Annotated in this window: 14 protein-coding genes; 7 read left to right on the forward strand and 7 right to left on the reverse strand. The window is 70.1% G+C overall.

Annotation, left to right across the window (positions count from 1 at the left end; translation table 11 throughout):
* Positions 1–39: 39 nt before the first annotated feature.
* Positions 40–981, forward strand: coding sequence for an alpha/beta hydrolase (locus ACLJRM_RS03380; protein ID WP_410662216.1), 942 nt, complete (start codon positions 40–42; stop codon positions 979–981).
* On the opposite strand, the gene ACLJRM_RS03385 is transcribed toward ACLJRM_RS03380, so the two are convergent.
* Together ACLJRM_RS03385 and ACLJRM_RS03390 are read right to left on the reverse strand one after the other, a co-directional pair.
* Positions 978–2093, reverse strand: coding sequence for a helix-turn-helix domain-containing protein (locus ACLJRM_RS03385; protein WP_410662217.1), 1116 nt, complete (start codon positions 2091–2093; stop codon positions 978–980). The two genes, ACLJRM_RS03380 and ACLJRM_RS03385, sit on opposite strands and share 4 nt — an antisense overlap.
* Before the next feature lie 17 nt (positions 2094–2110).
* Positions 2111–2686 (reverse strand): TetR/AcrR family transcriptional regulator, encoded by a 576-nt coding sequence (locus ACLJRM_RS03390; RefSeq protein WP_410662218.1) that lies wholly within the window; start codon positions 2684–2686, stop codon positions 2111–2113.
* Between the two features lie 82 nt (positions 2687–2768).
* Here ACLJRM_RS03390 and ACLJRM_RS03395 point away from each other — a divergent pair, with 82 nt between their 5' ends.
* Positions 2769–3680, forward strand: a complete 912-nt coding sequence (locus ACLJRM_RS03395; protein WP_410662219.1) for an SDR family NAD(P)-dependent oxidoreductase — start codon at positions 2769–2771, stop codon at positions 3678–3680.
* On the opposite strand, the gene ACLJRM_RS03400 is transcribed toward ACLJRM_RS03395, so the two are convergent.
* The 5 genes from ACLJRM_RS03400 to ACLJRM_RS03420 all read right to left on the reverse strand — a co-directional run bounded on the left by ACLJRM_RS03400 (position 3670) and on the right by ACLJRM_RS03420 (position 8674).
* On the reverse strand, positions 3670–5067 hold the full coding sequence (locus tag ACLJRM_RS03400; protein WP_101608285.1) for a PepSY-associated TM helix domain-containing protein: 1398 nt from the start codon (positions 5065–5067) through the stop codon (positions 3670–3672). The two genes, ACLJRM_RS03395 and ACLJRM_RS03400, sit on opposite strands and share 11 nt — an antisense overlap.
* A 114-nt stretch (positions 5068–5181) precedes the next feature.
* Positions 5182–5721: a hypothetical protein gene (locus ACLJRM_RS03405; protein WP_410662435.1), complete on the reverse strand. Its 540-nt coding sequence runs from the start codon at positions 5719–5721 to the stop codon at positions 5182–5184.
* Between the two features lie 97 nt (positions 5722–5818).
* Positions 5819–6610 carry an ABC transporter ATP-binding protein gene (locus ACLJRM_RS03410; RefSeq protein ID WP_410662220.1) on the reverse strand — a complete coding sequence of 264 codons (792 nt, stop codon included), beginning with the start codon at positions 6608–6610 and terminating at the stop codon, positions 5819–5821.
* A complete protein-coding gene (locus ACLJRM_RS03415; protein WP_410662221.1) occupies positions 6607–7689 on the reverse strand; it encodes a FecCD family ABC transporter permease in 1083 nt (360 codons plus the stop codon). Before ACLJRM_RS03415 ends, ACLJRM_RS03410 begins: the two co-directional genes overlap by 4 nt.
* Positions 7682–8674 carry an ABC transporter substrate-binding protein gene (locus tag ACLJRM_RS03420; protein ID WP_410662222.1) on the reverse strand — a complete coding sequence of 331 codons (993 nt, stop codon included), beginning with the start codon at positions 8672–8674 and terminating at the stop codon, positions 7682–7684. The genes ACLJRM_RS03415 and ACLJRM_RS03420 overlap by 8 nt, the downstream gene beginning before the upstream one ends.
* A 114-nt stretch (positions 8675–8788) precedes the next feature.
* On the opposite strand from ACLJRM_RS03420, the gene ACLJRM_RS03425 reads away from it, so the two are divergent.
* The 5 genes from ACLJRM_RS03425 to ACLJRM_RS03445 all read left to right on the forward strand — a co-directional run bounded on the left by ACLJRM_RS03425 (position 8789) and on the right by ACLJRM_RS03445 (position 14430).
* Entirely contained in the window at positions 8789–9997 is a 1209-nt protein-coding gene (locus ACLJRM_RS03425) for an MFS transporter (RefSeq protein ID WP_410662436.1), read from the forward strand.
* 32 nt (positions 9998–10029) lie between these two features.
* On the forward strand, positions 10030–11031 hold the full coding sequence (locus ACLJRM_RS03430; RefSeq protein ID WP_101608290.1) for a LacI family DNA-binding transcriptional regulator: 1002 nt from the start codon (positions 10030–10032) through the stop codon (positions 11029–11031).
* Positions 11032–11232: 201 nt separating this feature from the next.
* Positions 11233–12612 carry an ABC transporter substrate-binding protein gene (locus ACLJRM_RS03435; RefSeq protein WP_410662223.1) on the forward strand — a complete coding sequence of 460 codons (1380 nt, stop codon included), beginning with the start codon at positions 11233–11235 and terminating at the stop codon, positions 12610–12612.
* Positions 12590–13564 (forward strand): carbohydrate ABC transporter permease, encoded by a 975-nt coding sequence (locus ACLJRM_RS03440; protein WP_101608292.1) that lies wholly within the window; start codon positions 12590–12592, stop codon positions 13562–13564. The genes ACLJRM_RS03435 and ACLJRM_RS03440 overlap by 23 nt, the downstream gene beginning before the upstream one ends.
* A complete protein-coding gene (locus ACLJRM_RS03445; protein ID WP_101608293.1) occupies positions 13561–14430 on the forward strand; it encodes a carbohydrate ABC transporter permease in 870 nt (289 codons plus the stop codon). The genes ACLJRM_RS03440 and ACLJRM_RS03445 overlap by 4 nt, the downstream gene beginning before the upstream one ends.
* Positions 14431–14442 lie beyond the last annotated feature (12 nt).

Genomic DNA, 14442 nt, shown 5'->3' on the forward strand with positions numbered 1-14442 from the left:
TCGGTGGCAGAACCTCATGCCACGTCAGGAGTGCGACCGATGACCTACGCGTTCGATCCGGAAATCGCCCCGGCCGTCCCGCTGCTGCCCAAGGTGTCCCTCGACGACATCCCGGCCGCCCGCGAACTGCTCAAGACCGTGTTCGCCGAGATGCGGGGCGAGGTGGACACGACGGGAGTCGCCGTCCGCGACGAACTGATTCCCGGCCCCGAGGGTGCTCCTGACGTCCGGGTGCGGATCTACACCCCCGACCGGATCGCCGCGCCCGCCGCGATCCTCGACGTCCACGGCGGCGGATTCATCGTCGGCGACCTCGAGATCGACCACTCGAACAACGTCCGGTTCGCCCGGGAACTCGGTGTCGTGGTGGTGGCGGTCGACTACCGGCTCGCACCGGAAGCGCCCTACCCCGCACCGCTCGAAGACTGCTACGCGGCGCTCACCTGGGTCGCGAAGAACGCTGCCGAACTCGGTGTCGACCCGGCCCGGATCGCGATCCACGGCATCAGTGCCGGTGGCGGGCTGTGCGCGGCCCTCGCACTGCTGGCCCGCGACCGGGGCGGCCCGGCGATCCTGTTCCAGTACCTCGGGGTGCCGGAACTCGACGACAGGCTGGAGACGCCGAGCATGCGGGCGTTCGTCGACACTCCACAGTGGAACCGGCCGCGGGCCGAGGTCAGCTGGGACTCCTACCTCGGCAAAGGGGTCCGCGGCGGCGCGGACGTCCCGGTCTACGCGGCGCCCGCCAGGGCGGTGGACCTGAGCGGTCTGCCGCCCGCGTACGTCTCGGTGATGGAGTTCGACCCGCTGCGCGACGAAGGGATCGCCTACGCCCAAGCGCTGCTGGCGTCCGGGGTCACCACCGAACTGCACCTGTTCCCCGGCACGTTCCACGGTTCGTCCGCGGTGGAGCACGCCACCGTGAGCAAACGCGAGGCCGCCGAAGCACTCGCCGTGCTCGCGCGCGCCCTCGACGTCTAGCCTCGCTGGGCAAGGCGGCGGGCGAGCAACGCGAGGCGGGCGCGGAAGCGGTCGCCGGGTTCGTCCAGCCGCCAGCCCAGCGCGTCCTCGACGTGGGCCAGGCGCGCCGACACCGAACTGTGGTGGCGGTGCAGCGCGACGGCCGCCTGCCGTAGCGATCCCGTGCGGCAGAACGCTTCCAGCGCCGCGACATCGGCCGCCCCGGTCGGTGTCGCGGCGAGCGTGTCCAGGGCCCGGACGTCGTCCTGCTCGCGTAACCGTGCCACCGAAACCTCGGCGAGCAGGGTGAGCGAACCCAGGTCACCGTGCACCACAACCGGCTCCACCGCGGGGACGGCGAAGCGTTCGGCCAGCCGGGCCTGCAGCCACGACCGGCGGGCTTCGAGGCCGGGCACCGCGTCCCCGACACCGACCCGCACACCACCGGAGGTGTCGCGTTCGCGTGCCCGGTCGGCGAGCGCGGACCGCAGCGAGGCGACCGCCGAGTCGTCGCGCGGTTGCATCAGGACCGCGGCGACCTCTCCGACGGCCGCGACGTGCAGCCGGGGCAACGAACCGCCCCGGGCCAGGAGCCCGACCGCGGCCACCCCGGGATCACGCTCGTCTTCGGTGCCGACGGCCACCACCCGGACCGGCCGCCCGGCGTCCAGTCCGAGCAGCCGGAGCGCCCTGGCGCGGTCTTCCTCGGCGGCTCGCTCCCCCAGCAGCAACTCGACCAGCGCGGGATCCGCCAGCTGCGGCGCACTCCCGCCGGGTTCGGCACGGCCGAGGACACGGGCGGCCATCGCGAACCGTTCCAGCACGAGATCGTCGAGCGGTCCCGGCGAACCGGCCCGCTCCAGCCAGGCCTTCCCCAGTGGCTCACCGAGATCGGCCGACGCGGGTTCGGCCACCGCGTCGGCGGCGCGCTCGCCGTCCGGGGTGAATCGCAGTGGCGCCGGGAGCCCGTCCCGGCTCAGCCCGGCCACACAGTCCGCGAGCGACGCGGTGGCACGCACCAGATCGGACAGGCGGGCCTGCCGGGCCACGAGTTCGTCGAAATAGGCGATGACCCGGACCGCGGCTTCCGCGTCGGCGTCCACCGCGGACAGTCGCAAAAGCAGACCCTTCATCTCGCCAGGCTAGCCGCTCAGAACCCCGGCCAGCCCCTCCTCAGAAAGACGAAGGCGGCGTCCAGCGCCACGGCCGGAGCGGGCTCCGTGCCCGCCAGGTCCGGGATCTCCAGGACATAGCGGGCCAGCAGCCGGACGGAGAAGTCGTCCTGGCCCGACTCTTCGGCGATGACCTTCGCGAGCGAGTCCTCGCAGCCAGTCCACAGTGTCCTGGCATAGGCGCGCAACGCCGGTGTGGCGATCACCAGATCCGCGACCCGGCGCGACAGCGGGTCGGGAGCCGGGTCGAACGGGCCGCGCGTCGCGAGAAAGTCCCGCAACGCCTGCAGGATCGAGACGCCCTCGGCGCGGTCGCGCACCGCCGTGGCCAGCGCCGCTTCCCGTTCCTGCCCGTGGCCGAGGATCAGCGCCTCCTTGCCACCCGGGAAGTGCGCGAACAGCGTCGACACGGCGGTGTCCGCGGCATCGGCGATCTCCGCGACGGTGACGTTGTCGAAGCCCCTCTCCAGGAAGAGTTCTCGCGCCGCAACGGAGAGGGCCTGACGGGTCGCCGCCTTCTTGCGTTCACGCCTGCCCGGCTCGGTCTGTCCCATGCGACCCACAATACATCGAACCCACTCCGAACTCGGAGCGTGTGTATATTCGGAATGACTTCGACTTTGAACAGGGGCCAGCATGACACACTGGGACGTCCACCACCTGCCTCGCGCCGACGGCAAGACCTTCCTGGTCACCGGCGGCAACGCGGGGATCGGCTATTTCGTCGCCGAACAGCTCGCCGGAACCGGCGCCACCGTCCTCCTGGGCTCCCGGAACGCCGCCAAGGCCGACGCCGCGATGGCGTCGATCCGTTCCCAGGTGCCGGACGCGAAACTCGGGCACCTGCGGCTGGATCTCTCGGATCTTTCGTCCATCAAATCCTCTGTGGACACTTTGACTGCCGAGCGGCTCGACGCCGTCGTCTGCAACGCGGGCGTGCTCCTGGAGGAGCAGCCCAGGCAAGAGACCGCCGAGGGCCACGAAATGACGTTCGCCACCAACCATCTCGGGCATTTCGTCCTGGTGCACCACCTGATGCCGTTGCTCGAAGCGGCGGAGGCGGGCCGCGTCGTCACCACGGGCAGTTTCGTGGGCAAGTCCGCCGAACTCGACCTGGACGACCTCCAGACCAAGCGGGACTACCAGCCCAAACGCACCTACGCGCGCTCGAAGCTGGCACAGATGCTGTTCGCCTTCGAACTCGACCGGCGGCTGCGCGCGGCCGGGAGCACGGTGCTCAGCGTCGTCGACCATCCCGGCGGCGCGCTCGACTCCCTGACCCCGTCGAGGCCGGTGCACCCGGCGCCGGGCGGGCGGAAGTTCCCGGCCGGGCTTCTGTTGCAGGGCAAGGAAGCCGGGGCGTGGCCCGCCGTCAGGGCGGTGCTCGACCCGGCCGTGCGCGGCGGGGAGATGTTCGGCCCCCGCGTGTTCGGGCTGCGCGGCGAACCCCGGCTGGAACCCGTTCGCGGGAGGCTGGCCGACACCGCGCTCGCCGCCCGGTCGTGGGCGGCGAGCGTCGGTCTCACCGGCGTCGAGGTCACACGGTGACGTCGGTGGTGTCCGGTTTGGACCGGCGGCCGGACCGCAGGCCCAGCAGCAGGTCGATCACCAGGAACGCCAGCAGGCTGATGCCGAACAACGGCACGAACCAGCCGATCGCGGCGGCGAGGACGACGAGTCCCACCACCAGCGCGGGCGGCGCCTTCCGCCATTGCCCGCGCGGGATGGGCCGCCCGAAGGTCAGCCCGGTGGCCCGGGTCGGCCTGCGCTGCCACCACATCCGGTAGCCGAGGACGACCAGCGTGACCAGACCGGCGCCGAGCAGGAGCAACGCGATCTGGTTGGGCCAGCCGAAAAGCACGCCCATATGCGCGTCGATCCCCCAGCGGGCGAGCTTCGCCATCAGCGGGTAGTCGTCGAACCGCACCTCGCCGAGGATCTGGCCGGTGGTGCCGTCGACCGCGACGGCGTCGACCTGTGTCGGCCAGCCGCGTTCGACTTCCGCCACCTGCCAGGGAGAGCCGGGTTTCGTGGGCAGCCCGATCTCGACCGAGGCCGCGTCGATCCCGGCGGCGCGGGCGGAGGCCAGCATCGCGTCCACGCTCTCGGGCCGCGCCGGGACGGGCGCGGAGGGCGCTTCCCCGTGCCCCGAGTGACCGGCGTGCTCATCGGTGCCCGTCACCTTCAACGCGGGAGTGGACCAGCCGAGGGATTCACGCAGCGAAGAGACGTTCTCGCCCGCGTACGTCGACCACGTCAATCCCGTCGCGGACAGGAACAACGCGCCGAGCAGCACCCACAGGCCGACGGATCCGTGACGGCGCACGGACTTCCCGCGCGGAGACTCCGCTTTCGCGGCCTTTTCGGCGCGGCGGGTCCGACGGCGGCTCACCCACAGCACGAGACCGCCCAACGCGACCACCCACAGCCAGGACGCGGCGAGTTCGCTGTAGAGCCGTCCCGGTTCGCCGAGCAGCAGGTTGCGGTGCAACTGGTCGAGCGTGGTCCGGAGCGGCAAGGCGCCGCTCGAGCCGTACGCGACGAGATCACCGCGTACTTGCGCGGTGGCGGGGTCGACGAAGACCGCGCGTCGTTCGGACTCGCCGAGTCCTTCCTCGGCGAACAGCACGCGGGTCGTGTCGCCCGGTTCGGGGGCGGGGCGGACCGCGACCAGATCACCGCCGGGGTTGGCCGCTTGTGCCGCTTTGACCTGATCGGCGAGCGAGACCTGGTTCAGCCCGACGGGTGCCCGTAGCTGGTCCGAGTAGACCCAGGACTCCATCTGAGGGGTGGCCGCGTACAGGACACCGGTGAGTGCGGCGATGAGGACGAACGGGCCGACGAGAACGCCGGCGTAGAAGTGGAGCCGGAGGAACAGTCCGCGCCAGGCTGACGCGCGCGGTGGGCTCGTGGTCGGTTCGGTTTGTGTTGCCATGGGGGAACTCCTGAGGCGTCGGTGGGGAGGCGTGCGCCTGCGCCGCGCGCCGGGGTCGTCACGGCACGCGTGCTGAGCCCTGCCTGGACGGGGGTCTCGGCAGGGTTTCGGGGATCAGGCGAACGACACCGGCGGGCCGCGCCGAGAAAGCACGTCCCGCAGGAGTGCCTCGGTCGCGGGGTACTTCACCGCGAGCGGGACGTGGATGCGCAACGGCGCTGTCGCGGGCCGCGGCGTCAGGCGGCGTGGGAGGACCGACGCGATCAGCGTCATCAGGGCGAACAGCATGCGCTCGGCGCCGGCCAGCACCGTGACCACCACGAGGGTCGCGGCGGCGTGCCCGGCCGTCATGAGCAGGCCGTTGTCCGGGGTTTCGGCGTGGTGCGTATGCGATTCCCAGGTCAGGAAGGCGAGAGAGACGTGCATCGCCGCCTGCCCGCCCGCCACCAGGCAGAGGATGGCGAGCGGACCGCGCTGCCGTCCCGCGAACGCGTACGCCACCCAGCTCAGCAGGGCGACGAGCAGCACGATCACGCCCAGGTCGGGGACGCGGCCGCTGGTGCCGAAGTGGGCACCGGTCGCCAAGATGCCGGTCAGCACCCCCACGGCCCCGCCCCGGAGGCGCCGGACCGGGCCTCGGGCCGGGGTCAGCATGCGCACGGGAGGCAGAGTAGAGCGCGACCGGGCCCTCTGTCGCGCATCGATGACGCCCCGGGCATATCCGGTACTACGGACTGGGATCGGTCGCGGATCACCGCGTTATCTGTTCGTTATCCTTTCGGCTCGCTCCCCGGTAGCGGACGGAGAGACGGCCGTCCTGGTCAGGGCCGATTTCGGCGTCCACTTCGAATACTTCGCGCAGCGAAGACGCGGTGAGGACGTCCTTGGCCGGGCCGTCCGCGACGATCGTTCCGGCACTCATCAAGACCAGACGATCGCAGTATCGCGCGGCCAGTGTGAGGTCGTGCAGAACGATCACGACGGTCTGCCCGGTCCCGGCGACGAGATCCATCAACTCCAGCTGATGGCGGACGTCGAGATGGTTGGTCGGCTCGTCGAGCAGCAGCGCCCAGGGACGTTGCGCGAGCGCCCGCGCCAGATGGGCGCGCTGGCGCTCCCCGCCGGAGAGCTGTTTCCACGGCCGGTCGGCCAGCGCTCCGAGGTCGAGCCGCTCCAGCGCCGCCGTGACGATCGCCCGGTCCGTCGCGTCCGGCGCCCGCCACCGGGACCGGAAGGCCGTCCGGCCGAGCATCACGACCTCGGCGACGCACAGGTCGTTGTCGGTCTCGGCGCTCTGCTCGACGAACGCCGTGTGCCGCGCCCTCGTCCGCGCCGACCAGGTGGAGATGTCGGCCCCGTCGTAGCGGATCGCGCCCGCCGTCGGGGCCCGCAGTCCCGCGAGACAACGCAGCAGTGACGACTTGCCGGAGCCGTTCGGCCCGATCATGCCGACGGTCTCCCCCGCCTCGACGACGAGATCGACGTCGCGCACGATCGCCTTGCCGGGCACACCCCAGGCGACCCCGCGGGCTTCGATCCTCACAGTTCTCCTCGTTTCCGCAGCACCAGCAGGAACAACGGAACGCCGACCAGCGCGGTGAACACCCCGACCGGCACTTCCAGCGGCGTGAACAGGACTCGCGCCACCGCGTCGGTCCACACCAGGAACACCGCCCCGGCCATCGCCGAAAGCGGCAGCAGCAGCCGGTGCGACGGCCCGGCCAGGAACCGGACCCCGTGCGGGACGATCAGCCCGACGAACCCGATGGCACCCACCGCGGCCACGGCGACCGCGGTCAGCAGGGACGTCGTCACCAGCAGCACGGTCCGGGTCGTACGGACGTCGATACCCAGCGACGCGGCGGTGTCCGAGCCGAACGCGAAGCCGTCCAGCGCCGCCGAGCACGACCAGATCACCAGCAGCCCGATCGCGGCGGCGACGGCGCAGACGACGACCGACTGCCACCGGGCGGGCGCCAGCGAACCGAGGAGCCAGTGGGCCAGCGCCCTCGTGCTGTCCGCGTCACCGGAGGACATGATCACCAGCGAGGTCAGCGCGGCGAACAGTTCGGCGACCACGACCCCGGTCAGCACGATCCGCATCGAGTCGACGCCCCGGCGGCGCAACAGGAGCATGAGCAGCCCGAACGAGATCAGCGCCCCGGCGAACGCGCCACCGGTGACGCCCAGCTGGGACCCGGCGAACCCGAGCACGACCACGACGACCGCGCCGGTGGACGCGCCCGAGGAGACGCCCAGCAGGTACGGATCCGCGAGCGCGTTGCGGGTGACGCTCTGCAGGGCCGCGCCGCAGACCGCCAGCACCGCTCCGACCAACGCCGCCAGCAGCACCCTCGGCACCCGGAGATCCCAGATCAGCGAATCGGCCAGCCGGGGCAGTGGCTGGACGGGAAGACCGAGCCGTACGCCGGCGGCCCGGCCGAGTTCCGCCCAGCCGATGCCGCTCCCCAGTCCGGCGCGCGTCGCGACGACCAGCGACACGATCAGCAGGACCAGCCAGGCCGCGAAAAGCAGTCCGTGACGCCGCGCCTTCGCCGGTGCGGCGGGACGGTCCTCGACGACCGGATCGACGGCGGGGTCGAGCAGCGCCGGGTCAGCCATGACCGAGGGCGTCGAGCCCGGAGCCGAAGGCGCGCAAGGCGTTGACCGTCCGGACGGAGGCGTCGAGTTCGATCCCCGGCAGCTTGATGATCTTGCCGTCGCGCACCGCGGGCAGGTTCGAGAGGACCGGATGCGCGCGCATCATCGCGAGCTTTTCGTCGGCGGTGTCACCGGGGTTGCCCCGTTCGGACAGATCACCGATCACGACGACGTCGGGGGCGCGGTCGGCGATCGCCTCCCACGAGACCTCCGGCCATTCCTGGTCGATGTCGTCGAAGACGTTGGTGACGCCGGAAATCCGGCTCATCTCGCTCGGCATCCCGGTCCGCCCGGCGACGTAGGGAACGTCCTTGAACACCGAGTAGACCCACGCGACTTTGAGGCCCTGCGGTCGTTTCGCGGCCTTCCCCCGGGCTTCGGCGAGCAGTGCGCGCTGAGCGGTCGCCAGCTCACCGGCGCGATCGGCGACGCCGAGGGCCTTGCCGAGGTTCTCGTAGTCGCGGAACAGCCGCTCGAACGCGCCGGTGGTGCCGTCGGGACAGTTGACCGCGCTGACATAGGTGGGAACGCCGAGGGCCTCCAGTTCGTCACGGGTGCCCGCGCGGTCGGCGGTGAAGAGCTCCTTGAAGGAGGCCGTCACGAAGTCGGGATTCGCCGCACGCAACGGTTCTGCGGTGAGGACCTTCGGCGAGAGCACCGGGATCTTCGCGTACTCCGCGGCGTGCTCCGGCGAAACCTTCGTCTTCAAGTTGGCCGTCCCGGCCATCTTGGCGCCCGCGCCCAAGGCCAGCAGGGTCTCGGTCGAGGACTGGTCCAAGGCGACGACGCGGTTCGGCACGGCGGCGAACGTCGAGCGTTTGCCGCAGCTTTCGATCGCGCCCGGTGCGGCGGCGCCTGGCGCGCCCTGATCAGATGTGCCGGTGGCGCAGCCCGCGACCAACGCCATGACGACGGACGCGGTCGCCAGCCGTACGGGAAATGCCATGGTTCCTCCAGCCTTCGAGTGTCACCCGATAGGCTTACCGACAACGATTACCGATTTCAAGTGAGTTGAGGTGCGATCCGCGTGACCGACGACACCGTGCAGACCCGGACCCCGGTGTTCCGCAGCCTGTCGTTCGTACGGCTCTGGACCGGGAACACCGCCTCCGGGCTGGCGACCTGGGCGCTGCCGTTCATCCTCGGACTGGCAGTGCTCGAACGGTCGCTTTCGGCCGTCGACCTCGGCATCGTGCTGGCCGCGCGCACCGCGGGATTCCTCGTGGCCGTACCCGTGGCAGGGGTGCTCGCGGACCGGCATTCCCGCCGTCAGGTCGTGCTCTGGGCAGGCCTCATCGCGGGTCTCGCCACTCCCCTGATCGCGGTCGGCATGGGCCGGTCCGTTCTGCTGATGGCCGCCTCGGCCGCCGTCGTCGGCGTCGGCCAGGGCGCGTGCCGCCCGGCGTTCCAGGCGCTGACCGCCGAAGTGATCGCCGAGGATCAGCGCCAGCAGGCCAACGCCGCGATGACACTGGCCGTCCGGGTCACGACGCTGGTCGCCCCTGGTCTCACTGCTCTACTCGCCGCTTTCGCCTCGACGTCGGTCCTGGTGATCGGGACCGGGGCGCTCTGGCTGGGCGCGGCACTGATCCCGCCGCGAGGCACCTTCACGCCCACCCCGTCCGCGACCAAGACCCGCTTCTTCGGCGAGTTCGCCGACGGACTCCGCGAAGCCCGCCGTCACCCCTGGTTCCTGGCCGGGCTCGGCGCGCTGACCGCCGTGATCGCGACCGGCTACTCCGCGACCGGCGTCGTCCTGCCGCTGGTCAGCCGCGACCGCTACGACACCGAAGCCGTCCTGGCCGCCGGACTCACCGCGTACACGCTCGGCGCGCTCGCGGGCGCCGTCGTCATCGCGCGCTGGCGCCCGAAGCGGCAAGGCTGGGCGGCACTGATCGGACTCGGCTGTTACGGCTTCGCGCCACTGAGCCTGCTGTTCCCGGTGCACCCGGCCTTCGTCATCGCCGCCTACGCCGTCGCCGGTCTGGGCATCGAACTGTTCAACGTCCCGTGGTTCACCGCGACCCAGCGGGAGGTCGAGCCGGGGAAGCTCGCGCGGGTGTCCTCTTTGGACTTCCTGTTCTCCTACGGCCTGGCGCCCGCCGGGCTGGCGTTCATCGCGCCCGCGATCAGCCAGTTCGGGGCGGCGCCCGTGCTGGCGGTGTGCGCCGTGGTCTGTTTCGCCGCTCCGGCCGCCGCCGCGCTCGTTCCTTCTTCCCGGGATTTCCGGGTCGCGAAGGAGCCCACCGCACCGATCAAGAATGTCTAGGTCTTGCGTTCGCTTGCGGTAAAGTTTCACGCATGACGCGTCGTCTTGCCGAAGTAGCCCTCAAGGTCGGGGTCAGCGAAGCCACGGTCAGCCGGGTGCTCAACGGCCGGTCCGGGGTCTCCGCCAGTACCCGGGCCGCCGTCCTCACCGCACTGGACGTGATGGGTTACGAACGGCCGACCCAGCTGCGCGGCGACCGCGCGCGCCTGGTCGGGCTGGTCCTTCCCGAACTGCAGAATCCGATCTTCCCCGCGCTGGCCGAGATCATGGGCAACGCCCTCGCCCAGCAGGGTTTCACCCCGGTGCTGTGCACGCGGACGGCAGGCGGGGTCTCGGAGGCGGAGTACGTCGAACTGCTGCTGCAGCAACAGGTTTCCGGCGTCGTGTTCGCCGGCGGGCTGTACGCCCAGGCCGACGCGGTGCACTCCCACTACCACCATCTCGCCGAGCGCCGCCTGCCGACGGTGCTGATCAACGCCGCCGTCGACCACCTCGGGCTGCCGCAGATCTCGTGCGACGACGCCGTCGCCGTCGAGCAGGTCGTCGGGCACCTGAGCTCACTAGGGCACGAGAAGATCGGCCTCGTCCTCGGCCCGACCGATCACGTGCCCTCCCAGCGCAAACTCGAGGCGTTCCGCGCCTACGCCGGGAAACTCGGGCTCCCGGTCCTGGACGAACTCATCGAGCACGGCATGTTCTCCATCGAAGGCGGCCACGCCGCCGCGGCCCGGCTGTACCCGCGCGGTGCGACGGCCGTCCTGTGCGCGAGCGACCTGCTGGCGCTGGGCGCGATCCGCGCGGCCCGGCGGCAAGGACTGTCGGTGCCCGACGACATCTCGGTGGTCGGCTACGACGATTCGGCCCTGATGAACTGCACCGATCCGCCGCTGACCACCACCCGCCAGCCGATCGAGGCGATGGGTCGCGCCGTGGTGGAACTGCTGGTCAAGCGCATAAACGGCGGCGAGGTGGCAGCCGAGGAACTGCTGTTCGCGCCCGAACTCGTGGTGCGAGGGTCCACCGCCCGCCGGTAGGCCCACCCTTCGCGTGTGAAGGCCCCCTTCCCTCGGCTGAGCCCAAGGGAAGGGGGGCCTTCACGCGCTTGCGGTCGTCCAGCGAGAGTCATTGTCGGCAAGTTGCAAGTTCTCATCGAGTTATTGCGTAAATCTGGGCCTTCACTTTAGAGTGACCGCAATCACGTGACAGCCGTCGCGATCCCGAGATGAGGCTTGAAGATGAGCAGCACTTGGTCCCCTGCCGTGCGCCGCCGGATGTTCTGCCTGCTCCTTGCGGGTGGACTCACCCTGGGGGTCGCCGCCTGCGGTTCCGGTTCCGGCGAAAGCACCGGGGCCGGGGGCAAGGTCAAGATCACCGTCACCGGGCAGCCCCCGACCAGCCAGCCGTTCGAGCGCAGCGTGTTCGACGCCGACGTCAAGGAGTTCGAGGAGACCCATCCGGACATCGACATCGAGCCGCACGAAGGGTTCATGGATCCGAAGACGTTCTCCGCCAAGCTCGCCGGCGGTCAGCTCGAAGACGTCTACTACGTCTACTTCACCGACCCGGCGCAGATCATCGCGCGCCGCCAGGCCGCCGACATCACCGAAGCGGCCAAGGGCCTGAAGAACTTCGGCGACCTCAAGCCCGAGCTGCTGGACAACTTCCGCGGCGCCGACGGCAAGCTCTACGGCCTGCCGACGATGAACTACAGCATGGGCCTGCTCTACAGCCGCCCGCTGTTCCAGAAGGCCGGGCTCGACCCCAACAAACCGCCGCAGACCTGGGACGAGGTCCGCGAGGCCGCGAAGAAGATCGCCGCGCTGGGCAACGGCACCGTCGGGTACGCCGACTACAGCAAGAACAACCAGGGCGGCTGGCACCTGACCAGCTGGCTGTACTCGATGGGCAGCGAAGTCGCGCGCAAGGACGGCGACAAATGGGTCGCCGCCTTCAACAACGACAAGGGCAAGGCCGCGCTCAACCAGCTTCGCGCCATGCGCTGGGACGACGACACCATGGGCAGCAAGCAGCTGCTCGAAGCCCAGGACGTCCAGCGCATGATGGGCGCGGGCCAGCTCGGCATGTACATGGCCGCCCCGGACAACGTCCTGGTGCTGGTCAAGCAGTTCAACGGCAAGTACGAGGACTACGGCGTCGCCGGGATGCCGGGCGGGCAGGGCACGCTGCTGGGCGGCGAGGGCTACATGGTCAACCCCAAGGCCTCGCCGGAGAAGATCAAGGCCGGCCTGGAATGGGTCCGCTGGAAGTACCTCAACCCGGAGCGCTTCGAGAAGCACGTCCAGCAGTACGTCGACGGCAAGCAGCCGGTCGGCCTGCCCGCCGAGCCGACGCCGGACATCTGGCAGGGCGCCGTCCGCGATCAGCAGCTCGCGCTCAAGACCAAGCACGCCAACGTCCCCGCCGAGAACTTCCAGTCCTATGTGGACGCCAGTGCGCGGATCAAGGGCAGTATCGAACCGCCGAACGCGCAGCAGGTCTACGCCGTCCTCGACAGCGTGATGCAGGCGGTGCTCACCGATCGGAACGCGAACATCGACCAGCAGCTCGCGTCGGCCGAGTCGAAGGTCAACAGTGTCCTCGCCCAGGTCAAGTAGCCTCCTCGACTGGCCCGCGACGTCCTCGTCGCGGGCCGGTCGCCCGGTCGCGTCCGCGGCCGAACGCCGCCGGAACCGGTTGCGCCGCAAGCTCAAGGAGAACCTCACCGCATACGGCCTGCTGTGCGCCGCACTCGTGGTGTTCGCGCTGTTCTCCTGGTACCCCATCGTGCGCGGGGTCCTGCTGAGCTTCCAGCAGGTCGACTTCGTCAACCCGCCGTCGTGGGTCGGGTTCGACAACTTCACCCGCCTGTTCGAAGACCCCCTGTTCGGGGTCGCCTGGCGCAACACCCTGCTGTTCACCGTGCTCGCGCTGGTCTTCGGGTTCGTGGTGCCGTTCCTGACCGCCGTGCTGCTCAACGAACTGCGCCACGCCAAGGCGTTCTTCCGGCTCGCGGTCTACCTGCCGGTGATGCTGCCGCCGGTCGTCACCGCCCTGATGTGGAAGTGGTTCTACGACCCGGGTTCCGGTCTGTTCAACTCCGCGCTCGGCGCCGTCGGCCTGCCCGGCGGCCAATGGCTCGACTCGAGCGACACCTCGATGTTGTCGCTCGTGTTCGTCTCGACGTGGGCGAACATGGGCAGCACCACGCTGATCTACCTCGCCGCGCTCGGCACGATCCCCGGCGAGCTCTACGAAGCCGCGGAACTCGACGGCGCCGGACTGTGGAAACGCCTGATCCACGTCACTTTGCCGCAGACCCGGTTCGTCCTGCTGGTGCTCCTGTTGCTGCAGGTCGTCGCGACCATGCAGGTGTTCACCGAGCCGTATGTGATGACCGGCGGCGGACCGGACGACTCCACCGTCACCGTGCTCCTGCTGCTGTACCGCTACGCCTTCGTCTACAACGACTTCGGCTCGGCCAGCGCGCTGAGCCTGCTGCTGTTCGTCGCGCTCGGGGTGTTCTCCGCGCTGTACGTGCGCCTGACCAGGAAGGCGGATCAGTCGTGAGGACGCTCGTCTCCCCCGGCACGCTCCGGAGCCCCGGCGGCAAGATCGGGTACGCCGTCATCTTCGGCTGCACCCTGCTCCTGTTCGTCATCGCGTTCTTGTTCCCGCTGTACTGGGCGGTGACCGGGGCGATGAAGTCACCGCAGGAGCTCGCGCAGACGCCGGCGACGTTCATTCCGAACGAGTGGCATCCGGAGACCTTCGGCGACGCGTGGGACCAGCTCAGTCTCGGCAAGTACTTCCTCAACACGATCATCGTCGCGGGCGGCGCCTGGCTGGCCCAGCTCGCCATCGACGTCCCCGCGGCGTTCGCGTTGTCGAAGCTGCGGCCGAAATTCGGCAACGTCGTCCTGGGGCTCATGCTGGCGACGTTGATGCTGCCGGCGGCGGCGCTGCTGGTGCCGACCTACGTGACGATCACCGATCTGCCGCTGCTGCACGTCAACCTGATCAACTCACCGGCCGCGGTCTGGCTGCCCGCCGCCGCCAACGCGTTCAACATCTATCTGCTGAAACGGTTCTTCGACCAGATCCCGGACGAGCTGATCGAGGCCGCGCGGCTCGACGGCGCCGGGCCGGTGCGCACGCTGTGGCGCATCATCCTGCCGATCTCGCGGCCGATCCTGGCCGTGGTCTCGATCCTCGCGGTGGTGGCCGCGTGGAAGGACTTCATCTGGCCGCTGCTGGTGTTCCCGGACACCGAAAAGCAGACGCTGTCGGTGATGCTGCAGCGGGTGGCCATCGACATGCCGCTGAACGTGCTGGTCGCGGGCATGGTGCTGGCCAGCCTGCCGATGGTGGCGCTGTTCCTGGCCTTCCAGCGGCACATCCTCGCCGGGCTCACCGCCGGCAGTGTCAAAGGCTGATTTCCCGCCGCA

Origin of the sequence: Amycolatopsis sp. lyj-84 (genome assembly GCF_046549075.1) — a bacterium.
In the GTDB taxonomy this organism is placed as follows: domain Bacteria; phylum Actinomycetota; class Actinomycetes; order Mycobacteriales; family Pseudonocardiaceae; genus Amycolatopsis.

Bases quoted from the DNA above. Each gene is read 5' to 3' on its own strand.
- ACLJRM_RS03395 (WP_410662219.1), top strand. From the start codon at position 2,769: ATGACACACTGGGACGTCCACCACCTGCCTCGCGCCGACGGCAAGACC.
- ACLJRM_RS03400 (WP_101608285.1), bottom strand. From the start codon at position 5,067: ATGGCAACACAAACCGAACCGACCACGAGCCCACCGCGCGCGTCAGCC.
- ACLJRM_RS03430 (WP_101608290.1), top strand. From the start codon at position 10,030: ATGACGCGTCGTCTTGCCGAAGTAGCCCTCAAGGTCGGGGTCAGCGAA.
- ACLJRM_RS03435 (WP_410662223.1), top strand. From the start codon at position 11,233: ATGAGCAGCACTTGGTCCCCTGCCGTGCGCCGCCGGATGTTCTGCCTG.
- ACLJRM_RS03385 (WP_410662217.1), bottom strand. From the start codon at position 2,093: ATGAAGGGTCTGCTTTTGCGACTGTCCGCGGTGGACGCCGACGCGGAA.
- ACLJRM_RS03415 (WP_410662221.1), bottom strand. From the start codon at position 7,689: ATGGCTGACCCGGCGCTGCTCGACCCCGCCGTCGATCCGGTCGTCGAG.
- ACLJRM_RS03420 (WP_410662222.1), bottom strand. From the start codon at position 8,674: ATGGCATTTCCCGTACGGCTGGCGACCGCGTCCGTCGTCATGGCGTTG.
- ACLJRM_RS03380 (WP_410662216.1), top strand. From the start codon at position 40: ATGACCTACGCGTTCGATCCGGAAATCGCCCCGGCCGTCCCGCTGCTG.
- ACLJRM_RS03405 (WP_410662435.1), bottom strand. From the start codon at position 5,721: ATGCTGACCCCGGCCCGAGGCCCGGTCCGGCGCCTCCGGGGCGGGGCC.
- ACLJRM_RS03390 (WP_410662218.1), bottom strand. From the start codon at position 2,686: ATGGGACAGACCGAGCCGGGCAGGCGTGAACGCAAGAAGGCGGCGACC.